The organism is Methylobacterium sp. J-059, from assembly GCF_022829485.1.
Taxonomy (GTDB): Bacteria; Pseudomonadota; Alphaproteobacteria; order Rhizobiales; family Beijerinckiaceae; genus Methylobacterium.
Genome location: NZ_JAKSYA010000095.1, coordinates 82,407 through 104,890 on the forward strand (window position 1 = coordinate 82,407; position 22,484 = coordinate 104,890).

Consider the following 22,484-nt stretch of genomic DNA (forward strand, 5'->3'; position numbering starts at 1 on the left):
TCCCCGCCGCGCGGGGCGGCGGAGGCAGGAGCGAACCTTGGCCGATCGCCCCTGAATGGAGGCTGAGCCGCGGATGTGCCGTCGTCCCCGGAACCCCCGGACGTGGACGATGTTACTCAGGCGAACATCGCCCCGCTAAGACCCCGTGTTCGAAGGAGTCCCCTCATGGCCGCGTCCGAGATCCCCCACCCCGATCCGGCCAAGGCCGCAGCCAGCGAGCAGGCCGAGTGGCGCGGCCTGAAGGGCGACGTCGAGGGGTTGGCCGACGTCGCGGCCGAGCGCGGGCGCGGCCTGATGGATGCAGCCCGGGTTCAGGCGCAGACCTTCGTCGAGGGCCGCAAGAACGACGCGGCGCAGTCCGTCCACGATCTCGCCAAGACCCTGCGCGATTCGAGCAAGGACTTCGAGGATCGCCCGAACATCAAGGCGTTCTTCGACAGCGCCGCCGACGGCCTGAGCCAGCTCGGCGGGTCGATCGAGTCGCGCAGCTTCGCCGACTTCTACGGCGAGGCCGAGGCCTTCGCCCGCCGTGCACCGGTCGCGGTCGCGGTCGGAACGTTCGTCGCCGGCTTCATCGCCGCGCGCTTCATCAAGTCGTCGAGCCTGCCGCCGGAAGGCGACGCCCGCGACAGCTTCCACGCGTGAGCGGCCCGGCCATGTCGACCGGATCGCAGACCCCACCCCCCGGCTCCTCCGGTGCGTCGCCCGCCGGCAGCATCCAGAGCCTCATCGGCGACGCGCTGCGCGAGACGAACGACCTCGCCCGCAAGGAGATCGCCCTGTTCCGCGCCGAGATGGCGCGGAACGTCCGCTCGCTGATCATCGGCATCGTCTGCCTCATTGCTTCGGCGGTCTTCTCCGTCGTCGCCCTGCTCGTGCTGATCGGCGCCTTCGTGAAGTGGCTGGCGACGATCGTCGGCTCGGAATGGCTCTCGGCCCTCATCGTCGGCGGCGTGCTCCTGGTCATCGCGATCGGGATGGCGCTGTGGGGACGCAGCGCCCTGTCGTTCTCGACGCTCACGCCCACCCGTACCGGCCGGCAGGTCCGCCAGGACGCCCGCGCCCTTTCCGAGAGAGTGTCCGGATGAGTTCGATGAATGAGATGGAGCGGGACATCGAGGAGAGCCGCGCGCGCCTCGACGAGACCATCGACCGCATCCAGGGCCGCCTCTCGGTGTCCAGCCTCGTCGACGAGATGCTCGGCAACGCCCGCCGCGCACCCGCCGTCAGCGGTGCCTACGACGGAGCGCTCGAGGCGGTCCGCCGCAATCCGGTTCCCGTCCTACTGATCGCCGCCGGCGTCGGCTGGCTGCTGCATCGGATGTCCCAGGACGCGACGCGCCGCCGGACGCAGGCTTCGGCCGAGCGCGTCCCGGTGCTCAACGACGGGGCGGCCCGGGTCTACGATCCGGATCTGCCCACCCGCCAGCCGAAACCCTCGCTGATGGACGAAACCCGCGCCTGACGGGCCGCCACCTGCGGACATTGCCAGCCGCGTACGAGTTCTGAAGGATCACGCCATGAGCGATACGAGCAAGTCGGCCACGACCGACAACCACCTGCCGGACGACCTCGCCCGAGCCGCCGCCGCGAAGGTCGACCAGGGCCTGCACGCCGCCGGCCTGGACCCGGTCCACCTCGACCCGCATGCGAAGGCGGCCGACCACACGCTGCGGGCGGATCCCACGGGCCTCCGCGATCCGATCGGACGGCCCGACGCGTCGCCGCACGATCATCAGGCCGGTCCCGCACCCGATGTCGGCAGCGTCGCCGGTCAGGCTCGCGCGGCGGCGGGCGATGCGGCTGATCGGGCCGCGGACTTCGCCGATCGCACGCGCGATCGTGCCGCCGACTTGGCCGACGACGTCCGCGATCGCCTCGGCGGTGCGGCCGACGAGGCCCGCAACTGGGTCTCCGGCGTCCATCGCGACCACATGCGCCGGATCGACGACGCGGTGGTGCGCGGCAGCGACCGGCTTGATCGCGGTCGCACCGCCGTCGAGCAGTTCGTGACCGAGAACCCGCTGCTGGTCGGCGTCGTCGGCGTCGCCGCGGGCCTGCTTATCGGCGCGTTGCTCCCGCGTACGCGCCAGGAGGACCGCAACATCGGTCCCTATGCCGACGAGGTCCGCGACCAGGGCCTGCGCTACGCCCGCGAGTTCACCAGCCGTGGCCGCGAGTTCGTCGAGACCGCCCTCGACCCGGACAACATCCAGACCGCGGCGCAAAAGGCCGGCCTCAAGACCGAGCCCGCGTATGAGGGCGAAGACCGTACCGCGCACCGGCTCTGAGCCGGCGCAATCGACCCGATCCGAGAGGCGGCACCGCGAGGTACCGCCTTTCTTCGTTCTCGACCCTCGCGCCGAGAGACGGTAGGCACGCGACCATGAAGACCGCCGATTGCGACATCCTGATCGTTCCGGGCCTGGGCGGCTCGGAAGAGGGCCACTGGCAGGCGCGCTGGGCCGGCCGCATGTCTACCGCCCGCGTGGTCGAGCAGCAGTCCTGGCATGCGCCCGAGCCCGAGGCCTGGTGCGGTCGCGTCGTCGAGGCGGTCGCGGCCGCGACTCGGCCCGTCGTCCTCATCGCCCACAGCCTCGGCGTCGTCGCCTGCGTCGAGGCGGTGCCGAAGCTTCCCGAGGGCCGCGTCGTCGGGGCGCTGTTCGTGGCGCTGCCGGACGTCGAGGAGACGCCGAACCTGCCCGACAGCGTGCGCGCCTTCGCGCCGCTGCCGCGCGCGCGTCTGCCGTTCCCGTCGCTCTTGGTGGCGAGCCGAACCGATCCGTACTGCCGCTACGAGCGCGCGGAGGATTTCGCCGCGGCCTGGGGATCGGCCCTGGTCGACGCCGGCGAATCCGGCCACGTCAACGTCGCGAGCGGCCATGGGCCGTGGCCCGAGGGGCTGATGCGGCTCGCCGGGTTCATGAAGGATCTTTGAGCCCGTCGGCTCGATCGCGCCCGGCGGTTAACCTCTCGTTTACCCAAGCCCGCGCTGATGGGTGCCGGATCACGGGCGATCCGGCCCGCGGGAGATCGACGTGACGCGAAAAGAGCTTCTGGTGCGACTGGACGCCGTGCAGACGGCGCTGGGCGAGCGCGCCCACACCTCCTTCAACAGCTCGATCTTCGGCGACGCCGCGCTGCTCAAGCGCATCGAGGCGTTCGAGGCCCAGCTCGTGGCCGTCGAGAAGCCGAAGGTCGCCGACTACACCGGCAACATGTTCACCCGCATCGCCAACCGCCGCAACGTCGAGGCGGTGCAGAAGCGCGCGCAATCCTGAGCATCACGGCTTCGGCTCCGGCTCGGCCGGGCGGAGAAGCTCGCCGGCGACGTCCGACAGGCGCGGCGGAGCCTCGCGCACGAACGGCAGCGGGCGGCAGACCGCGAGGGCCGCGAGGCCGAAGCGCGCGGTCATCAGGCCGTTGAGCACGCCCTCGCCGAGCTTGGCCGAGACCCGCGCCGCGATGCCGAGGCCGAGCACCTGCTGAATCATGCTCTCGCCGACCGCCATTCCGCCGGTGACGGTCAGGTGGGCGAAGGCGGCTCTGGCCAGGCGCAGGAAGCCGAGGAAGCCCGGGCGTCCGCCGTAGATCGCCGCGATCCGGCGCAGCAGCCGCACGGCGGAATAGATCACGAACGCCACGTCCACGATCGCCCGCGGGCTGAGCGCGGTCACGCCCGAGACCTGCTTGGCGGCGGTGGCGATGGCGTTGCGCGCCTGCCGGTCCAGCGGGCTCAACAGCTCGTGCTCGGCGAGGCCGATGCGATCGTCGACGTCGAGGATCGCGTCGGCCGAAGCCTCGAGCCGCTGCCGGCCCGCCGCCAACGCCGTTCGATCCGCATAGAAGGCGGCGAGATCCCGAACCACCCCCTGCGCCGCACTGTGATCGCGGGTCGCGATCGCGGCGACGGCGGCCCGGCGCAGGTGCTCGATCTTGCGCTCCCGCCACAGCCCGCGCACTTCGCGCACGACGATCGCCAGGAGAGCGAGGCCGGCGAGCGCCAGGAGCGCGAGCGCGACGCCGCCGAGCCAGGGCGCCGCCTGGAACAGATCGGCGATCAGCCGCTCGACCGACAAGCCGACCCCGAGGGAGACGAGGCCGCCCGCGGCCGACAGCAGCAGGCCGCCCCAAGGCACGCCGCGCGACTTCGCCACCGGCACGGGCGTGCCGTCGGCGACGTCGAGGATCTCGACCGGATCCTCGACGATGCGGACGCCGGTCGGGGCGGCCGGCATCGAAGGGATTCCCTCGACGGCCGGGGGCGCATCGGCGCTGGGGATGCGGAAGGCGCGCGGGCGCTGGGTCGAGCTCACGGCATCGTCCTCGGGGTTCTCGTCAGGGCCGCCATCACGTCAGCCTGTCGCCGATCAAGAACTGCATGGCCCGGTCGAGGCGGATCTGCGGCAGGTGGCCGGGACGCCCCAGCGCGTCGGGCTTGATCGATGGCGGGCGGAATCGCGGGAACCGCAGCGAGCCGGGCTCGACCGCGCCCTCGAGCACCGCCTCCGGGCGGGCAGGGAGATGGCCCGGGAACACCGCGGCCTCGGCCGTCCCGTCGAACACCTCGTCGCCGACCGTCTCGCCGGCCTCCGGCGTCCCGGCGACGGCGCGCAGCACGGCGTCGCCGTCGTGGATCGTGGTCTCGCGGGTGGCGCGGACCGACGCCAGGGCCACGGTGCCGACACGGGCGCCGGCGGCCTCCGTCCGGCGCATGGCGCGCGACACCAGCAGGCGCAGCAGCGCTTCGAGCCGATCGTGGCTGGTCTGGTGCAAATGGTCGGCCTTCGTCGCGGCGAACATGATCCGGTCGGCCCGCGGCGCGAACAGCCGCGAGAGCAGCGTGTTGCGGCCGATGTTCAGGCTGAGCAGGACGGAATCCAGTGCCTCCTCCAGCTCCGCCAGCGCCGCCGGCCCGGCATCGACGGCGGCCAGCACGTCGACCAGCACGATCTGTCGGTCGACGCGCTGGAAGTGATCGCGGAAGAACGGCACGACGACCTTGGCCTTGTAGGCCTCGAAGCGCCGCTCCATCAGCCCGGCGAGCGTGCCCGGCGCGATCGTCTCGGCCAGGTCGTCGAGCGGGGCGAAGGTCAGGGCCGGCGAGCCGGCGAGGTCGCCCGGCATCAGGAACCGGCCCGGCGGCGTCGTCGCCACCATCTCCGGGCCGGCGCGGAGAGCGGCGAGATAGGCGGTGAAGGCGGCGCTCGCCCGCTCGGCCACCACCTCGTCCAAAGGCCCCGCCGGATCGAGCCCCCTCAGCATCGCGAGCCACGGCGCGGCCATCCCGCCGCGGCCGGCGCGCCGGGTCCCGGCGATGGTCGCCCGCGACCACGCCGTGTAGCTCTGCTCCAGGAGCGCGAGATCGAGCAGCCATTCGCCGGGATAGTCGACGACATCGAGCATCAGCGTGCCCGGGCCGGAGCGCCAGCCGCCGGCGCGCTCGTACTCGATCGCAAGCCGGAACTGGCTGATCCGATCGGTGGAACGCGGCCAGAGGCGGGACTCCGTCAGCGCCGAGAAATGCTCCTCGAAGGGAAAGCGCGGAACGTCGTCGTCCGGCTGCGGCACGAGGCGGGCGCGGCGCAGGCGTCCCTCCTGCGCCGGGGCGAAGGCGGGGAGCGCATGGCTCTCGACGAGATGGTGGATGAGGGCGGTCGTGAACACGGTCTTGCCCGAGCGGGCGAGCCCGGTGACGCCGAGCCGCAGAGTCGGCTGGATCAGGAAGTCGCTCGAAGCTTCCGCGAAGGCCTTGACCGCGGAGCCGGCACGCGCGGCGAAACTCTGGATGGGCAAGGGCGGGCTCGGGGGCTCGGGAAACGCGAAGGGCCAGCCGGTCGGCCGTCGCCGCTCAGGTGGCGCGGGGAGGGGGCCGCGACAAGGCTCGGTGAAGGCTACTTGGCCGCATCGGCCGTCGCCGCGGGGGTCGGACTGAGCCGGGCGATCGCCGCCGCCACGAGGGGCGGACCCGCGTGCAACGCGCCGAGCTCGACCCCCGACATCGCGCGCATGACGGGGGCGAGGTTCGGCAGCGGGCTGCCGTCGGGCGAGAACAGCGCGAGGTCGTCCGTGGCGCGCAGGCCCACACTCCTGGCGATGGCGGCCGCGTAGTTGCCGATCCGGACCTCGTCGTTGCCGCAGAGCGGGGCCGGTGCACGCAGATCCCCCATCGCCAGGCCGGAGACCATCATCGGCAACAGGGCCGAATCGGCGACGAGGCGATCCGGCGACGGCACCTTGCGGTCGAGGAGCGCGGCGGGATCGTCCGCCCCGCGCGGGGCCGGAAACCGTACGGTCGGCGTCGGCCTGTCGGCGAGGCCGGTCGCGATATCCACGACGGGTTTCTGCATCGCCCTGGCCTGGATCGAAGGGCGCCGGGCCGGATGGCCGCTCATCCGGGCGAGCGGCGACCAAGGCTGCACCCGCAGGGCGGTGCGCGGCGCCCGCAAGACGCCGCGCCGGGCGCCGCCGGGAAGGTGGCGCGCCAGGAAGCGGGCACGAAGCGTGCCGCCGATCCCGCGCGGCGCGAGAGCGGTCGGCTTGGCCCTGGCCGCAAGCGGAGCGGTGGAGACGCCGCAGGAGGCCGGCGCCCAGCGGCGCACGATCGCCAGGGCCGTGCGGCGTCCATAATCCCGGTAGTATCGCCGGAGCAGCCCGGCCGCGGCGTCGGCGCCGTCCGCCGCGGTGGCGAAGCCGGTATGCCCCTCGGCGTCGGCACCGATCTCGCCCGACCAGCGCGCGCTCTTGATGCACCAGTAATTGTTGAGCTTGGCGCAGCGCGCGACGTAGGCCGGCTCGGTGGGTGCCACCTGCGCGACCAGGGCGAGCGAGACCGGCCGAAGCTCGGTACCGGCCTGGGCCCGCCAGTTCGAGACCGCCCGCGCGACGTGCTGATAATACGGTGCCGCCTCGACCGACGGCGTCTGCAAGCCGACCGCGTGCGCCCGGAGCGCGTCGACAGACCCTTCGGCCAGCGGCGGCAGCGTCGTCAGGAGAAGGAGTGCGGCGAGGAGCACGGGCAGCCGGGAGGAAGCGTTGCGGACGACCAGGAACGGCCGGGGCGCATGGACGGTTCAGTTCGTCGAGACGGGTCGCAATGCGGTTTCGGGCGCCGACCGGTTACGGGTTGAGAATCGCCAGCGCCGCCGCGTGCATGCGCGGATCGCCGGCGGCGACGATGCGGCCGCCGCCGGTCGCGGGACCGCCGTCCCAGGCGGTGATGACCCCGCCCGCACCCTCGACGATCGGGATCAGCGCGACGATGTCGTAGGGCTTCAAGCCGGCCTCGACGACGAGGTCGATCTGGCCCGAAGCCAGCATGCAATAGGCGTAGCAGTCGGTGCCGTAGCGCGACATGCGCACGCGACCCTCGATGGCCCGGAACCGATCGGCTTCCGCGCCGTCCGTGAACAACCGCGGATCGGTGGTGGCGAGCATCGCCGCCGACATGTCGGAGCAGCGGCGGGTATGGAGCGTGCGCTCGCCGCGCAAGCTTCGCAGGCGTGCGGTGCGTCCATCGCCGGTGAAGCGCTCGCCGAGATAGGGCTGGTGCATCAGGCCGCGCACGGCGCTCCCGTTCCGGGTCAGGCCGATCAGGGTTCCCCAGGTCGGGATGCCGGTGATGAAGGCGCGGGTGCCGTCGATCGGATCGAGCACCCAGACGCATTCCGCGTCGAGCCGCTCCGAGCCGAACTCCTCACCGAGGATGCCGTGGGCGGGAAACCGCCCGCGGATCATGTTGCGCAGGACCAGCTCGGCGGCGCGGTCGGCCTCGGTCACGGGATCGAACGCGGCCGTGCCCGCCGCCTTGTCGGTCAGCGCATACTGGGCACGGAAGAACGGCAGGATCGCCTGGCCCGACGCGTCGGCGAGATCGTCCATGAACCGGCCGAGTTCGACGACGCTCATCGGCTTTTCCCCGTTCGATCCTGCATCGCGGCAGGAAGGCGGGTTTCGGCCGTTTCCGTCAAGCCTGCGCAGCCACCGGCATGGGGGATGGCTCCGGCTCGGCGTGCACATGGGCCAGCACCGTGTCGACGGCGCTGCCGAGCGACGAGACGTGCTCGGCCGCCGGGATGCTGCCGCGGCCGGCGGCATCGTCGTCCGCCTGCCACAGCCCGACGACGATCGGGACGTCGGGCATCCGGCGCCGAAGGCGATCGACGAGCCGTCGCAGGTGCCCCGGCTCTCCGCTGATCGCCAGGGAGACGATGCAGGTCATCTGCGCCTCGCCGGGGTCGAAATCGGCGATCTTCGCGCGCGACACGTCGCCGAACGGTACGATCCGCGTCCCGAGCCCGCGCTTGGCGAGGAGCTGTGCGAGGATCGCGGCCGCCGGCGTGTCGATGAAGCCCCGCCCCGCGACGCACAGCACCGCGCCCTCGCGAGACCACGCCGGCGGGATCGCCGCCCGGCTTGGCTGCGCCGCTTCGGGATCGGCCTTCGCATCCCCCTCGGCACCGTCGTCGGCATCGGCCGCAGGCGCGGCCGGAACCCGGTCGTCGCGCTCGGCGAGCGCGTCGACGAGCTCGCTGACGGAGGCGCGGATGTCGGTCTTCTGCTCGAGGGTCAGCACGCCGCGGGCGGCGTCGCGGGCGGCGAGCTCGAGGCCCTTCAGAACCACGTCGTCGTAATAGGCCGACAGCGAGCAGGTCTGAAGGATCAGCTCAGCATGCTCCTGCGCCTCTTCCGGGTCGTCGGCGAGGATGCGCTGGTAGAAGTTCTCGACCGGCGTGAGGGCCGCCCGGTTGCCGAACAGCACGTCGAGGAACTCGAGCTTGTCGATGTGCCGCCCCAGCACGACGAGGCAGACCGTCAGCGGCGTCGAGAGCAGAAGCCCGACGGGCCCCCACAGCCAGGTCCAGAACAGCGCCGAGATCAGCACCGCGAACGGCGAGAGGCCGGTGGAATGGCCGTAGAGCATCGGCTCGACGATCTGGCCCGTCAGCGGCTCCAGCACCAGGAACAGGATCGCGGTGGCGATCACCATGTCCCAGCCCGGATCGACGGCCGCCGCCAGCAGGAGCGGCAGCAGGGCCGAGAGGAAGGCGCCGATATACGGCACGAACCGCATCATCGCCGAGACGATGCCCCACAGCACCGGGTTGGGCACGCCGATGACGTAGAGGCCGATGCCGACCACCAGCCCGAAGGCGGTGTTGAGCGCCAGCTGCACCACGAAGTAGCGGCTGAGCCGCCGCGCGGCGTCGTCCATCGCGACGGTGGTGCGGTGCAGGTCGCTCGATCCGGCGAGGCGGATCATCCGGTCGCGCAGGTCCTCGCGCTGCATCAGGACGAACAGCAGCACGACGAAGACGATGCCGGTGGTGGCCAGCGGCTGCATCACCGGGGAGAGCAGGGTGCTCGCCGTCTCCAGCGGGCCGGGCGGCGTCTGGCGCATCTCGACGAGGACGGGGGCCGGTTCCGAGGCCGGCCGCGCCGGCTTGGTTTCGGGGCCGGGCTTCGCCTCCGCCTCGGGCTTCGGCGCCTTCTCGGTGTTGCCGGCATCGTGAATCGCCCGGCCGATATTGGCGACGTAATCGGTGAGATGCGCGACCGGGCTGTCGCGCAGGCCCTCGATCTTGCGCTCGATCGTCGAGCGGTAGCGCGGCGCGTCGCCGACGAGGCCCGCGACCTGGACGCCGATCAGCGTCGCCAGGGCGGCGACGATGCCGAGGGTGAACACCACCGCGGAGCCGACCGCGACGACGCGGGGCAGGTGCCAGCGGCGCAGGAGCGCGACCAGCGGCCCGAGCACGAAGGACAACAGAACCGCGATGACGATCGGGATGAAGATCTCGCGCCCGACATAGAGCGCCGCGATGATGATCGCGCTGACGAGGACCGGTGAGACCAGCGCCGATTTCGGCGTCTCGGCGGCGGCGATCCGGGTGGGAGACGGCACCGGGATGGGAGGGTCGTCTGTCTTCGTCGCCATGCCGCCACCGAACCGTACGCTCACGCCCGCAACGCCCGTGCTCTCGCCGGTGCGAACGGGGAACGGCACGGCGCCGCGAAACGATCCCTCGCGTTGCGGCGGGTTTTCACGGGCCCGTGATCGTCAGGCTTGCGCAACCCCTGCGCGAATCACGTCGCCGACATCCCTGAGCGTATCGAGCGACCAGCACAGGCCCATCACCCGGCGGGCCTGCGCCGCGGGCAGCACGCCGTCGGCGAGATCGGTGAACTTGCGTTCCAGGGCGGCGTCGCTCATCGGACGCTCGACGCTGCCAATCGCGTGCTCGATGCGGCGGTGCAGCGTGCGCCCGTCAGCGAGCGTGACGGTCATGTCGACCTGTGCCGCCGCGATCCCCGGCGTGACAACCGGCACGACCTTGTCGCGCAACGCGACGACGACGGGATCGCGAACGGCGCGGTCGCTGAACTGCTTCTCGCCGGCCGCGCCTTCGACCAGCGCGACGGCGACCGCGTGGTAGATGCTGAACTTGCCTTCCAATCCCGCCTGCGGGGCGGTCTTGCCGGTAAGCTCGAGCACGAGGGGATGCACCTTCAGGTCGACGCGCGCGATCTGCTCGGGCTTCAGGTGCTCCTCGTTGCGAAGCTGGATCGCGGCATCGATCGCCGGATGCATGACGATGCCGCAGGCGAACGGCTTGTAGGTGTTGAGCAGGCTCTCGTACCGCGTGCCGAGCCCCTCGGTGATCTCGCGATAATCCTGCTTGGTCGAGACGGTGTTGGCCCAGCCACGCTTGGCCTCGATCATGCCGTCCGACGAGGTGAAGCCCTTGGCCGCGAGGATCGCGGCGAACAGGCCGTTGGCGGCGGCGCGGCCGGGGTTGAAGCTCTTGTTCATCGAGCCGAACGATTCGCGTAAGCCCACCGGCTGCGAGGCGGCCAGCCCCAGGGCGAACACCATCTGCTGCTCGGTGAGGCCCATCAGCTTGCCGGCGGCGGCCGCCGCCCCGAACACGCCGGCGGTGCCGGTGATGTGCCAGCCGACGTCGTAGTGGTTGGGATAGACCGCGTTGCCGATCCGGCACTCGGTCTCGATTCCGAGCACCAGTGCGTCGAGGAAGTCGCGCCCCGAGACCGGGTGCATCTCGGCATAGGCGAGGATCGCCGAGGCGACCGGGCCGGCCGGGTGGATGACGGTCTTCAGGTGGGTGTCGTCGTAATCGAAGATGTGGCTCGACACGCCGTTGAGGAACGCCGCGTTCATGATGTCGAAGCGCTCGGTGCGGCCGAACAGGCCGGCCTGGGGCGGCCCCGAGAACGGTGCGAGTGCGGAGACCGCTACGTCCAGCGTCTCGTGATGCGAGCCGCCGATGGCGACGCCGACCCAGTTCAGGAAGGTTCGCGTCGCCTCCCGGCGCACCGCCTCGGGCAGATCCTCGAACCGGGCGTTCACGACCCAGCGCGCCAGCGTGCGGGTGACGTCCTTCGCCTCGGCTGGCTTCGGTGCGGGAGCATCCGCGGCATGTGCCGAACCCCCGAGGGTGGGGCCTGCGAGCGCCAGACCCGCTGCTCCAATCAGCGCGCGTCGATCAATCCGTGACATGGCGTCCGCATCCCTGCTGTTCCGGCTTGGTTCGCGCGCCTCCTCGGAAGGCAACGCGCCGGTATCAGGGCGGGACATAGCGCACGCCCACCACGAACGGAGACCACGTAATTTCAATCTTCAGTCTGTGACACGACTTCAATCGAAGCTGCGCCGGGGCCCGGCGCGCTCGGCCAGCTTAGACCACCACCGCCATCGCATCCTGCGCGCCGACGCCGAACACGCGCTTGTAGCGCGCGACGGCGTCCGCCGGCCCCTGCGCCTTGGTCGGGTTGTCGGAGATCTTCACCGTCGGGCGCCCGTTGGCATGGGTCACCTTGCAGACGATCGAGATCGGATCGAGCCGGCCCTCCGGCACCAGCCCGCGAAAATCATTGGTGAGCAGGGTGCCCCAGCCGTAACCGATCCGCAGGCGCCCGTAGAAATGTGCGTGGATCCGCTCGATCGTGTCGATGTCGAGCCCGTCGGAGAAAATCGCGAGCTTTTCGCGCGGGTCGGCGCCGCGGGAGCGCCAAAACGCGATCGCCTCCTCGCCGCCCTCGATCGGGTCCTTCGAATCGATGCGGATGCCGGTCCAGTCGCCGAGCCAGTCGGGCGCGCCGGCGAGGAAGCCGGTGGTGCCGTAGGTGTCGGGCAGCACGACGAGAAGGTTGCCCTCGTAATCCTCCTGCCAGTCGCGCAGCACGTCGTAGGGCGCGCGGGCGAGCGCCGCATCGTCCTCGGCCAGGGCCGCGTAGACCATCGGCAGCTCGTGCGCGTTGGTGCCGACCGCCTCGACCTCGCGGCGGAGCGCGATCAGGCAGTTCGAGGTCCCGAGGAAGCGCTTGGAGCCCAAGCCCTCGTCCATCGCCTGCACGCACCAGTCCTGCCACAGGAAGCCGTGTCGGCGACGGGTGCCGAAATCGGCGATCGACAGGTCGGGCAGCTTGCGCAGGCGCTCGATCTTCTCCCAGACCCGCGTCATCGCCCGCGCGTACAGCACCTGCAGGTCGAGCTTGCCGAGGTCGCGCAGCACGGCGCGCGAGCGCAGCTCGTTCAGGATGGCGAGCGCCGGCACCTCCCACATCGTGGTCTCGACCCACGGTCCGTGGAAGGTGAGCTCGTACTGCCCGTCCCGCGCCTCGAGCTGGTATTCGGGCAGCCTAAACCCCTCGAACCAGGCGATGAAATCGGCCGACAGGATGCGGCGGCGCCCGTAGAAGGCGTTGCCGCGCAGCCAGGTCGCCTCGCCACGCGACAGGCGCAGGGAGCGGGCGTGATCGAGCTGCTCGCGCAGCGCGCCGGCGTCGACCTCGTCGGCGATGCGGATGCGGGTCGTGCGGTTGTTGATGCCGAAGGTCACCGCCACGTCGCGGTGTCGGCGCAGGATCGTCTGCGCCATCAGCAGCTTGTAGAAGTCGGTGTCGAGCAGCGACCGCACGATCGGGTCGATGCCGAAATTGTGGTCGTGCACCCGCCGCGCGAGATCGAGCATGTCTTTGGAACCTCGGGGCGGGCGTCACGGAGCCCCGAGGGCGCATGACCGGCGGGCCCGTGTCAACGGAGGCGGCGGCGCGGGCACGAAAAAGGCGGCGCGCCGCACCGGGCACGCCGCCTGTCGTCGCGAAGGTGGCTCAGGCCGCCGCGATCAGGCGAGGTCGACCTTCTTGGTCTCCGTCTTCGGGCTCTCACCGGTGAGCGAGGCCTTCACGTAGCCGAACAGGTGCAGCATCTTGCTGTTCGGGCTGTCCCAGTACTCGCCCTGCTCGGGGTGGATGCGGAGCAGCGCCACCTCGGGGTCGTCCTTGCCGTTCGGGAACCAGGTCTTCAGGCTCTCGGTCCACTTGGCGTCGATGATCGCCTGGTCGCTGACGATCTCCGCCTTGCCGGCGATGGAGACGTAGGTCTGGCTCGACGGGTCGGAGTACGACAAGTTGATCTGGTTGTCCCGGCCGATCTCGGCGGTCTTGGGCGTGTGCAGCTTGGTGAAGAACCACAGGTCGCCGTTCTCGTCGATGTCGTTGTTCCACATCGGACGGCTGTTGAGCGTGCCGTCGGAGTCGGCGGTGGTCATCATCGCCACTTTGACGTCCTTGACCAGCTCGAACAGCTTCTTCGCGCCCTCGTGGTCGCGGTGATTGCCCTGATGCATCGCGTAGGTCTCTCCAGATGGTGACGGCGCACCGGCTCTCCCTGCCGCCCGCGCCGGCGGTCGTGTCACAACGGATGACGCATCGGTTGGTTCGATCGCCTGCGCACAGGCGCCGCATGGTGGTAGGCCCGCTTCGGCTGGCGTTTCCGGCACGGCTGTTTACATGGGCCGGAACCATCCCTTTCGAGATCCAAAGACGCCGGACGCGGCGAAGGAGGCCGACCGTGGCGATCACCCGAGACGACGTGCTGCGCGCACTGCAAAGCGTGACCATCGATACCGCCGGCACCACCCTTCCGGCGTCCGGCCGCCTGTCGCAGGTGGTCGTCGACCCGACCAACCGCGTGATGTTCTCGATCCTGATCGACGCCAGCGAGGCAGCGCGCTTCGAGCCGATCCGCCGGTCGGCCGAGGGCAAGGTGCTGTCGATGCCTGGCGTCTCGGGCGTGTTCGCGAGCCTCACCTCCGAGCGCGGCCCCGGCATGCCGGAGCAGAGCAAGGCCGCCCCGGTTCCGGTGAATGCCGCGCCGCCGCGTCCCGGCGCGCCTCCCGGCCAGGGGCCGGCCCTGCCGGGAGTCCGCCACATCGTGGCGGTGGCCTCGGGCAAGGGCGGCGTCGGCAAGTCGACCACCGCCTGCAACCTCGCCCTCGCCCTGAAGGCGCAGGGCCTGAAGGTCGGCCTGCTCGATGCCGACATCTACGGTCCCTCGGTGCCGAAGCTGTTCGGCCTGTCCGGCAAGCCGAAGGTGGTCGACAACCGCAGCATGGAGCCGATGGAAGGCTACGGCCTCAAGGTGATGTCGATCGGCTTCCTGATCGAGCCCGAGACGGCGATGATCTGGCGCGGCCCGATGGTGCAGTCGGCGCTGACGCAGATGCTGCGCGACGTGCTCTGGGGCGAGCTCGACGTGCTGATCGTCGACATGCCGCCGGGCACCGGCGACGCGCAGCTCACCATGGCTCAGGCGACACCGCTCTCCGGCGCCGTGATCGTCTCGACGCCGCAGGACCTCGCGCTGATCGACGCGCGGCGCGGCGTGACGATGTTCAAGAAGGTCGCGGTGCCGATCCTCGGCGTGATCGAGAACATGGCGACCTTCATCTGCCCGAACTGCAACCACGAATCGCACATCTTCGGCCATGGCGGCGCGCGGATCGAGGCGCAGCGCCTCGGCGTGCCGTTCCTCGGCGAGGTGCCGCTGAACATGACGATCCGGGAATCGTCCGATGCCGGCCAGCCGGTCGTCGCCGTCGCCCCCGACGGGCCGCAGGCCCAGGTCTACCGCGAGATCGCGCGCAAGCTCTGGGACAACCTGACCGCGGCACCGGCCGGCCGGGCGGCGCCCAAGATCGTCTTCGAATAGGCACGACGATGGCGCCGGTCCTGGGCCTGATCCTGGCCGGCGGTCTCGCCCGCCGCATGGGCGGCGGTGACAAGGTCCTGCGCACCCTCGGCGGCCGGACGCTGCTGGAGCGGGTGACCGGGCGTCTGGCGCCGCAATGCCCGGCCGGGCTGATGCTCAGCGCCAACGGCGACCCGACGCGGTTCTCCGGCTTTCCGGGGCCGGTCCTGCCCGACGGCGTCGCCGGCCATCCCGGCCCGCTCGCCGGCATCCTGGCCGGGCTGGACCATGCGGCCGCGTTCCACGCCGACGTGGACGCCGTCGTCAGCGTCTCCTGCGACGCGCCGTTCCTGCCGCTCGACCTCGTCGCCCGCCTCGCCGCAGCCCGAGAGCCGGCTGCGATCCCGGTCGCCGCCTCGGGCGATCGCGAGCACTACACCGTGGCGCTCTGGCCGATCCATCTGCGGGCAGAGTTGCGTGCCGCGCTCGTCGAGCGCGGCGAGCGCCGCGTCGGCGGCTTCATCGGCCGTCACGGCGCCGCGGTGGTGCGCTGGCCGATCGAGCCGATCGACCCGTTCCTCAACGTCAACACGCCGGAGGATCTTGAAACGGCGGAGAGGCTGGCCGAGATCGTCGAGGGATCGAGCGCCACCTGAGAGGGCGTCCGCGCAGGCACGAACGGGTCCAGCAGCCGCGGCTGCGAATCCAGTTCAGACGCTGGGGAGGCATGGTGCCCAGGGACGGAGTCGAACCGCCGACACTGCGATTTTCAGTCGCATGCTCTACCAACTGAGCTACCTGGGCCTTCGCCGATCCGCGTGGCGGCTCGACAGGGCGGGGGTATAGTCAGTGCCTCCGGGCCTGTCCAGCCTGATCCGGCGCATCGGCCGGATGATTTTCCCGCTATTTGTGCTCGGGTTTCCGGGCGGCCGGCAACGCGTCCTCGTCCTCGTCATCGGCGGCCGGGATCACGTAGCGGTCGCTGAGCCAGCGGCCGAGGTCGATGTCCGAGCAGCGCTCCGAGCAGAACGGCTTCAGCTTCGGATCGGCCGGCCTGCCGCAGATCGGGCAGGGGGGCAGCTTCGCGACCGTCGTCATGCCATCGCGCCCCAGCCGGCCCGCACTGGGAATCCCTCGCCGTCGAGGAGCGCCATCGTCTCGTAGAGCGGCAGGCCGACGACGGCCGAGTGCGAGCCGACGAGCTTGACGACGAAGGCGCCGGCCAGCCCCTGGATCGCGTAGCCGCCGGCCTTGCCGCGCCATTCGCCCGAGGCGAGGTAGCTGCTCATCTCGCGCTGGGACAGGCGCTTGAACCGCACCCGGCTCTCGACGATGCGCTCGCGCCGCGCGCCCTTCGGCGAGAGCAGGCAGATCGCCGTGAACACGCGGTGCTGCCGCCCGGAAAGCAGGCGCAGGCAGTCGGCGGCCTCGTCGGGCACCTCGGCCTTGGGCAGCACGCGGCGGCCGACCGCGACCACGGTGTCGGCCGCCAGCACCCAGCTCTTCCCGCCGTGCTCGTGGAGGTGGAGCGCCCCTTGCGCCGCGGAGAGCTTCAGCCGCGCGAGCCGCCGGGCGAGCTCGCGTGGCGATTCGGACTTCAGCGGCGTCTCGTCGACGTCGGCGGGAAGCAAAGCGTCCGGCTCGATGCCGATCTGCTGCAGGAGCGCGAGCCGGCGCGGCGAGGCCGAAGCGAGGATCAGCCGCGCGGGATTGTCCGCGGGCGCGGCCAGGGGGGAAGGGGCGTCCATGGATCTCGGATCGGTCCTCGGCCGGCGCCGCCCACCGGAGGTGGACGCCGCACGCATCGTGGGTGCAGGTCCGACGGGTGATAGTGGAACGGCGTCGCCATGGGAACGGATACGGCGGCGATGGTGTGCGCGCGGCGATCGTGTGGCCGCTGCCGGAGCATCGCGTGCCGGGCTGCAGCGCGAAGAAGATGTGTCGCGAAGACCGTCCATGACCGCAGGACCATCGACCCCGTGGACAACGTCGGCGGCTCTGCTATGGTCCAGCCGCGCTGCCGAAACGCGGCCCGGCGCGGGCGTAGTTCAGTGGTAGAACGTCAGCTTCCCAAGCTGAATATACGGGTTCGATTCCCGTCGCCCGCTCCAATCCGATCGTTCCGCCCCTTTCGAATCGGTGGTGTGTCCCCCTCTCCCTTCGAGGAGGCGCGACGCACGCAGGTCCGGTCGAAACGGTCCTTACCGATGCCGGTGCTTAGAGCGCTGGATCGGCCGCACGAGACCTGCCGTCACACCGGCCAGGCGGCTTTGCGGTAGGCGCTGTCCCAGAACATCCATTCGAGCCTAGTCGCGTGGGTGAAGGCCTTGTGCATCCGCTTGCGAACGGTGGACGATGCCCCGCGGGCGGCTTCGTCCGTCGCCGCGATCATCCGGGCGACGGCGTCCTGGAAATCCGTTCCGGAATAGGTGTCGATCCAGGCGCGATAGGGATTGCCGGCGCTCTCGCGCGCCAGGATGTCCCGCCCGACCTCGGCGTAAATCCAGAAGCACGGCAGCAGCGCCCCGAGCAGCACCTCGAACGGCTCGGCGTAGGCCGTCGCCATGAGATACGCGACGTAGTGATCGCAGGCCGGCGTCAGCGGCGTCGCTGCGAAGGCCTCCGCGCCGATGCCGTAGTCGCGGAAGAAGCCGCCGTGGAGCGCGCGCTCGACGACGATCGCCTCTTCCACCGCCTTGGCGAACAGGACGATGCCGTCGGGCTCCGGCGCCTTGGCGGCGGCGAGACTCAGGGCGCGGCCGAAGCCGATGAGGTAATGAGCGTCCTGGACGATGTAATGCGTGAAGCGCGACCGGCCGAGCGTGCCGGCCGCGAGCTCGGCGTTGAACGGCATCGTACGGATGGTCTCGTAGAGCGCGGCGTTGCGCGCCCACGCGGCTTGCGAGAACGTGTCGGTTTCCGCATCGCCCATGGTTCGGCCTCTCGTCGTGTCGCGCGGCGCGGCCGCCGCCGGATCGGTCAACCCTGACGCTGGGCTTCGGTGACGGCGACGTGGATCAGCTCGGCCAGCGTCCGCACGCCGAGCTTCTGGCGCATCTGCGAGCAGGCGTTGGTCACGGTCTTGTAGCTCACCGACAGGTCGGTCGCGATCGCGCCGTAGGACTTGCCCTGCGCGAGGCGCGCGAGGATCTGCTGCTCGCGCGGCGTCAGCTGGGATTCGGGGGTGCGGCGGGCGTCGGTGCGCAGCATCGCGACCTCGGTGGCGAGGCGCCGGTCGAGGTAGACCTGCCCCGCCCGGACCTTCTCGAAGGCCTCGAACAGCTCGGCCGAGGCGTGGTCCTTGAGCACGTAGCCGAGCGCGCCGGCCTCGAGCGCGCGTGCCACGATCACCGGATCGTTGTGCATGCTGAACACGAGGATGCGGGTCTTGGGCTCGACCGCGCACATGCGGCGGATCAGGCCGAGGCCGGCCAGGCCGCTGCCCTGGAACGTCAGGTCGCAGATCACGATCGGCGGGCGCAGGCGGTGGAACGCCCGGTAGCCGTCGACCACAGTTGTCGCCTCGGCCACCGTCTCGATGCCGGCATCCTCCAGCACCCGGCGGCAGCCCTGGAGCACGATCGGATGATCGTCGATCACGAGGACCGGCATCCGGGTCTCGACGGCGACGGGCTTCATGGCAAAGGCGTTCATCGAGCCGGGAACTTCATCGGGGGATCGCTCGGGATGGCGAGGCCGCTCAGGCGGATCGCACCGGGTCGGCATCGTCGCCCCTTTGCGCATCCACGGGAATGATAATGCGGACAACGGCGCCCGGGGGGTGCTTGTCAAGAACAAACGTTCCGTCCAGCGCTTCGACGCGCTCGCGCATGCCCGAGAGCCCGAGGCCGGTGCCGTGATCGGGCGCGAACCCGGTGCCGTCGTCGGCAATCGACACGACCAGCGAGCCGCTCCCCTCGCGCGCCTCGGCGGTGACCGTCGCGGCGTGGCCGTGACGCACGGCGTTGGTCATGCTCTCCTGGATGCAACGGAACACGGTGAGGTCGGCGAGATCGCCGTAGCCGCGGGCGAGCCCTTGGAACCGACCGGTGAATCGGGTCTCGGGGTGCCGGCGGGCGAAGTCGCGCAACAGCAGGTCGAGGCAGTCGGCGAGCGGAACCTGGCCGAGCGCGTGCGGACGCAGACGGTTGAGCAGGTCGCGGTTGCGGCTCTGCACCTGGCCGACGATCGCCGCGATCTCGGAGGCGCGCGCCAGGAGCTTGTCCCGGTCGGGCTCGGCCGTGCCGGTCGCGAGCCGCTTCACGGAAGCCGCGTTGGCTTCCAGGGCGAACAGGCAGGGGCCGAACTCGTCGTGCAGTTCCAGTGCCGTGCTGCGGCGCTCGTCGTCCTGCGCGGTCAGCAGCTGCCGCTTCAGGCGGCCGTTGGCGGCCCGGACGGCACTCAGCGCTTCCGCGACCTGGTTGAAGCGCGTGGCGATCACCGCGAACTCGTGGGTCGCCGGGTTTTCGAGCCGCGCGGTGTAGTCGTGCCGCTCGAGCTGCGTCAGGCCGTCGGCGAGGCGGCCCAGCGGCGCCAGCACGCGCCCGAGCGCAAGGTAGAGGGCTGCCAGCATCGCCGCGTTGATGCAGAACGTCGTCAGCGACAGGGCGCGCGCATAGACCCAGATCTCGTCGATCTCATCCATCGGCTGCGTGGTGATCCGCGCCGTGCCGATCGTGCGGCCGGCGGTGACGATCGGCAGCTCGTGCTGCTCGATCTTCGGCATGATCAGGTCTGCGAACCAAGCCGGCGCCGTTTTCTCCTGACGCGGCTGGCCGATCGGCGCGCCCACCGTCGCGCCGGCGGCGTCGCGCACCGTGACGCGGACGTGGCGCAGGATCTGGAAGCGCAGGTCGAGGGTCTGGAGCAGGCGTTCGGACGGGGCCGCGTCGAGGAGGCGGATCGTGTCGGCAACGAGCGATTCCACGGTGGAGAGCGATGCCTGCGTCTCGACCTTCACCGCCGTGCGCGCGTTGATCACGATGACGCCGCAGGAGACCAGGGCCGCGACGACGTCGATGGCGAGGACGACGGCGATCAGCCGCGCGCGGGTCGACCAGCCGCTCCAGAACCCGGCCGCCGGGATCGCCTGCGGTGGAACAGGGGAGGCGGTGCCGGGCGCGTCGTCCGGCGGTGTCGAGAGGGAGATCGGTCTGGCGCTCACGCCGCGCAGGGTGGCGGCGACGCGCGGCGAAGTCCATGCCGCGCAGGCGCGCTCGGCATGCGGTCCACATCGCAGCCTTCGGTTGCAGACGGCGCTTGAGCCTCCGCGACGACCGGCGTAGCCGTGCCCGCCATGGCCCTCGACGCGACCGATCGCGACATCCTCTGCGCCGCGCTCGCCGATCCCGCGAGCGCGTGGAACCTCGGCGCGTTCGGGGCGGCCGCCGAGTTCCGCCGGCGGCCGGACGAACCGTTCCGGATCCTTGGGGAGGACCGGATTGGCCTTCGAACCGCCAGGGGCGGCATCGCGCTGACGCTGACGGATGCGGTGCGACCGATCGCCTACGAGATGCCGGTGGGCGACGGATGGAGCCACGCGGTCGCGCTGTGCCTGCCGGCTCTGGAATTCGGCGCCGTCGCCTGCTCGCGGTTCACCGAGCTCGGCCCCGATCGCGAAGCGCTCGATCCGGCTCGGCGGGCGGCCGTGAGCTTCGATCTGGGTCTCGGCTCGGCGCAGGTCTCCGTCCGGGTCAGGACCGATCGGCCGGGACCGCTCGCGCGGCTCCGCGCGCATCTCGGCGCCGCACCGCCGGATTTCGATGGCGCGATCCGGCCGGAGGCGTTGGGCGGCGAGGCAGACTTGGTCGTCGTAGGACCGCTCGGGCGGATCGAGGTGTCGTCCGGCGCCGGCGATCCGTTCGGGCCGCGGGCCTACGTCGTGCCGAAGATCCTGTGCCGCCGCCGCACCCACGTGGCCACGGCGCCGATCCCGGCCGGCCTGGTGCCGGTGGGCCATCTCTACCCGCCCCATCCCTGTCGTGATTCCGCTTTGCGGCCGATCCCCTTCGAGCGTGCGCGGCACGACGCGTTCCAGGTTCTGCTCGCGCGCTGGGGCGATCGGGACGGCGTGACGCTGAAGGCGGCCGTCGCGGCCGGCGCATCGTCGCCCGTTCGGCCGGCGAGCCGATGGACCCGCGCGGTCGAGCGCGTGGCACGGGCGCAGGCCGTGCACCTCGCAGGTTGGCCCTGAGCCTCGACCGGGGCAGGACGCCCGGCGATACGAGTTCTTAAGCACACACCGTCTACGCAAGACCTCGGCGCGACAACGACTTCTCCACAGAAGATGCGACAGGTCGAAGCCCGGGGCTCGGCGCCGCGAAGCGGGGCGACATCGTTGCGCCGTATTGCCGGTTCTTGATCCCAGCTCAAGTTCCGCGTGCGGAACATCTTCGGAGGCGATGCGGCCGTGATGGGGAGATCGGTCGCATCCGCCTCGCGTGCCCGATGCAACCTCCTGCCATGATCGCCCCCCGATGAATGAACTCGCCCTCGACCCGTCCGAGACCCGGCAATCGCCGAAGACGGTGCCGCGCCCGGCCGCACGACGCCCCTGGGCCCGCATCGCGCTGTTCGGCGTGATCGGGGTGGCCGGGACCGGGGCCTTCGCCGCCGCGGCCAGCACCTACCTCTCAGGCCTCGCCGGACCGCAGCGCGCCAAGCCGATCGTGACGAGCCGGCAGGCCGCCGACTGGCCCGACCTGAAGGACGGGCTGCCGGCGCTGGCGACGGGCAGCCCCTCGTCGATCCCGAAGATCCGCGAGATCCTGCCGCCCGAGCCGGCTGAGCCCCCGGTCGTCGAAGCGCGGATCGATCCGATGCTGCGCGCGGGCTCCGTCGCCACCGACGCCGCACCGACACCGGCGACGCCCGCCATCACCCCGAACCCGCCCGTCGCCGCGAGCAAGCTCGCGACGCCGGCACCCGCGCCGAAACCGGTCCCGGCGCTCGTCGAGGTGCCGGTGATCGGCCCGGCCCGTCAGGCGACCCTGGTCGCGCCGGCCCGCACCGTGCCCGGCATCGCGCCGCTGGCGGCCGAGACCGTGCGCGCCAAGACCGAGACCGCGACCTACGCGGCCCTGCCGCCGGAGCCCCCGAAGGCGGTCGCGACCCGTCCGGCATCGGCGGTGGACGAAACGGCCAAGATCGAAGCGGCCAAGATCGAAGCGGTCAAACCTGAGCTGGCGAAGCGCGAGGCCGCGAAGCCCGAGTCTTCGAAGGCGAAGCCGCGGATCGAGGCGCACGCGAAGCCTCCCGCCGCCACGGCGGCACCAGCGGCGAGCAAGGCGGTCGCGGAAAAGCCGGCCGCCCGCAAGCCCGCGGCGGTCGAGGCCAAGGCGGTGCCTGCGGAAGCGCAGGACGAGGACACCGAGGTGTTCGGCATCAAGGTGCCGTCCCTGGCGCCGGCCGGGCGCAAGCTGCGCGAAAGCGTCGAGGCGCTCGGCGATGCGGTGAAGGGCATTCCCGACCGGTTCTGACCGGTCGGGTCGCT

General features: G+C 71.2%; 23 protein-coding genes and 2 tRNA genes. 11 read left to right on the plus strand and 14 right to left on the minus strand.

From position 1 onward, the window contains the following. Positions 1–165: 165 nt before the first annotated feature. The 6 genes from MKK55_RS10455 to MKK55_RS10480 all read left to right on the plus strand — a co-directional run bounded on the left by MKK55_RS10455 (position 166) and on the right by MKK55_RS10480 (position 3,281). Positions 166–645, plus strand: coding sequence for a hypothetical protein (locus MKK55_RS10455; protein ID WP_243934596.1), 480 nt, complete (start codon positions 166–168; stop codon positions 643–645). Positions 646–656: 11 nt separating this feature from the next. Continuing rightward, the gene (locus tag MKK55_RS10460; protein ID WP_243934597.1) at positions 657–1,088 is read left to right on the plus strand and encodes a phage holin family protein; all 432 of its coding nucleotides are present in this window, start codon (positions 657–659) and stop codon (positions 1,086–1,088) included. Continuing rightward, the gene (locus MKK55_RS10465) at positions 1,085–1,465 is read left to right on the plus strand and encodes a DUF3618 domain-containing protein (RefSeq protein ID WP_405043539.1); all 381 of its coding nucleotides are present in this window, start codon (positions 1,085–1,087) and stop codon (positions 1,463–1,465) included. Before MKK55_RS10460 ends, MKK55_RS10465 begins: the two co-directional genes overlap by 4 nt. 55 nt (positions 1,466–1,520) lie before the next feature. Beyond that, positions 1,521–2,291 carry a hypothetical protein gene (locus MKK55_RS10470; RefSeq protein WP_243934598.1) on the plus strand — a complete coding sequence of 257 codons (771 nt, stop codon included), beginning with the start codon at positions 1,521–1,523 and terminating at the stop codon, positions 2,289–2,291. A gap of 95 nt (positions 2,292–2,386) precedes the next feature. Further along, complete coding sequence (locus MKK55_RS10475; protein ID WP_243934599.1) at positions 2,387–2,938, plus strand: RBBP9/YdeN family alpha/beta hydrolase; 552 nt, start codon at positions 2,387–2,389, stop codon at positions 2,936–2,938. Between the two features lie 100 nt (positions 2,939–3,038). After that, entirely contained in the window at positions 3,039–3,281 is a 243-nt protein-coding gene (locus MKK55_RS10480; protein WP_147727461.1) for a hypothetical protein, read from the plus strand. A 3-nt stretch (positions 3,282–3,284) separates the two neighbouring features. Here the strand turns inward: MKK55_RS10480 and MKK55_RS10485 are convergent, their stop codons facing one another. The 8 genes from MKK55_RS10485 to MKK55_RS10520 all read right to left on the minus strand — a co-directional run bounded on the left by MKK55_RS10485 (position 3,285) and on the right by MKK55_RS10520 (position 13,649). After that, positions 3,285–4,316 (minus strand): YcjF family protein, encoded by a 1,032-nt coding sequence (locus tag MKK55_RS10485; protein ID WP_243934601.1) that lies wholly within the window; start codon positions 4,314–4,316, stop codon positions 3,285–3,287. 34 nt (positions 4,317–4,350) lie between these two features. Next, positions 4,351–5,790 (minus strand): YcjX family protein, encoded by a 1,440-nt coding sequence (locus tag MKK55_RS10490; RefSeq protein ID WP_409566048.1) that lies wholly within the window; start codon positions 5,788–5,790, stop codon positions 4,351–4,353. A 104-nt stretch (positions 5,791–5,894) separates the two neighbouring features. After that, positions 5,895–7,016 (minus strand): hypothetical protein, encoded by a 1,122-nt coding sequence (locus tag MKK55_RS10495; RefSeq protein ID WP_243934605.1) that lies wholly within the window; start codon positions 7,014–7,016, stop codon positions 5,895–5,897. A gap of 103 nt (positions 7,017–7,119) precedes the next feature. Continuing rightward, positions 7,120–7,908: a histidinol-phosphatase gene (gene hisN / locus MKK55_RS10500; RefSeq protein ID WP_243934607.1), complete on the minus strand. Its 789-nt coding sequence runs from the start codon at positions 7,906–7,908 to the stop codon at positions 7,120–7,122. A gap of 58 nt (positions 7,909–7,966) precedes the next feature. Then, entirely contained in the window at positions 7,967–9,937 is a 1,971-nt protein-coding gene (locus MKK55_RS10505; RefSeq protein ID WP_243934609.1) for an AI-2E family transporter, read from the minus strand. Positions 9,938–10,060: 123 nt separating this feature from the next. Then, on the minus strand, positions 10,061–11,518 hold the full coding sequence (locus MKK55_RS10510) for an MmgE/PrpD family protein (RefSeq protein ID WP_243934611.1): 1,458 nt from the start codon (positions 11,516–11,518) through the stop codon (positions 10,061–10,063). 178 nt (positions 11,519–11,696) lie between these two features. Further along, positions 11,697–12,992: a nicotinate phosphoribosyltransferase gene (locus tag MKK55_RS10515; protein ID WP_147841061.1), complete on the minus strand. Its 1,296-nt coding sequence runs from the start codon at positions 12,990–12,992 to the stop codon at positions 11,697–11,699. Between the two features lie 153 nt (positions 12,993–13,145). After that, positions 13,146–13,649: a pyridoxamine 5'-phosphate oxidase family protein gene (locus MKK55_RS10520; protein ID WP_147858809.1), complete on the minus strand. Its 504-nt coding sequence runs from the start codon at positions 13,647–13,649 to the stop codon at positions 13,146–13,148. Between the two features lie 224 nt (positions 13,650–13,873). Between MKK55_RS10520 and MKK55_RS10525 the strand changes: the two genes are divergently transcribed. Continuing rightward, positions 13,874–15,013, plus strand: a complete 1,140-nt coding sequence (locus MKK55_RS10525; RefSeq protein ID WP_147725998.1) for an Mrp/NBP35 family ATP-binding protein — start codon at positions 13,874–13,876, stop codon at positions 15,011–15,013. 8 nt (positions 15,014–15,021) lie between these two features. After that, positions 15,022–15,648: a molybdenum cofactor guanylyltransferase MobA gene (gene mobA, locus MKK55_RS10530; protein WP_243934613.1), complete on the plus strand. Its 627-nt coding sequence runs from the start codon at positions 15,022–15,024 to the stop codon at positions 15,646–15,648. Between the two features lie 72 nt (positions 15,649–15,720). Here mobA and MKK55_RS10535 read toward each other — a convergent pair. From MKK55_RS10535 to MKK55_RS10545, 3 genes are all read right to left on the minus strand, one after another. Further along, positions 15,721–15,796 (minus strand) — tRNA-Phe (locus tag MKK55_RS10535). 99 nt (positions 15,797–15,895) lie between these two features. Beyond that, positions 15,896–16,090, minus strand: coding sequence for a DNA gyrase inhibitor YacG (gene yacG / locus MKK55_RS10540; protein ID WP_243934614.1), 195 nt, complete (start codon positions 16,088–16,090; stop codon positions 15,896–15,898). Beyond that, positions 16,087–16,740, minus strand: coding sequence for a Maf-like protein (locus tag MKK55_RS10545; RefSeq protein WP_147726001.1), 654 nt, complete (start codon positions 16,738–16,740; stop codon positions 16,087–16,089). Before MKK55_RS10545 ends, yacG begins: the two co-directional genes overlap by 4 nt. Positions 16,741–17,029: 289 nt before the next feature. Between MKK55_RS10545 and MKK55_RS10550 the strand changes: the two genes are divergently transcribed. Then, positions 17,030–17,103, plus strand: a tRNA-Gly gene (locus tag MKK55_RS10550). A gap of 140 nt (positions 17,104–17,243) precedes the next feature. On the opposite strand, the gene MKK55_RS10555 is transcribed toward MKK55_RS10550, so the two are convergent. Genes MKK55_RS10555 through MKK55_RS10565 form a run of 3 tightly spaced genes read right to left on the minus strand, consistent with a single transcriptional unit; the run spans position 17,244 to position 20,156 of the window. Beyond that, a complete protein-coding gene (locus tag MKK55_RS10555; RefSeq protein WP_243934615.1) occupies positions 17,244–17,924 on the minus strand; it encodes a TenA family protein in 681 nt (226 codons plus the stop codon). 47 nt (positions 17,925–17,971) lie between these two features. Continuing rightward, complete coding sequence (locus MKK55_RS10560; protein ID WP_147726003.1) at positions 17,972–18,646, minus strand: response regulator; 675 nt, start codon at positions 18,644–18,646, stop codon at positions 17,972–17,974. A gap of 46 nt (positions 18,647–18,692) precedes the next feature. Continuing rightward, the gene (locus MKK55_RS10565; RefSeq protein WP_409566044.1) at positions 18,693–20,156 is read right to left on the minus strand and encodes an ATP-binding protein; all 1,464 of its coding nucleotides are present in this window, start codon (positions 20,154–20,156) and stop codon (positions 18,693–18,695) included. A 132-nt stretch (positions 20,157–20,288) separates the two neighbouring features. On the opposite strand from MKK55_RS10565, the gene MKK55_RS10570 reads away from it, so the two are divergent. Beyond that, entirely contained in the window at positions 20,289–21,185 is an 897-nt protein-coding gene (locus MKK55_RS10570; protein ID WP_409566049.1) for a DUF6925 family protein, read from the plus strand. A 283-nt stretch (positions 21,186–21,468) separates the two neighbouring features. Then, positions 21,469–22,470 (plus strand): hypothetical protein, encoded by a 1,002-nt coding sequence (locus tag MKK55_RS10575; RefSeq protein ID WP_243934617.1) that lies wholly within the window; start codon positions 21,469–21,471, stop codon positions 22,468–22,470. Positions 22,471–22,484 lie beyond the last annotated feature (14 nt).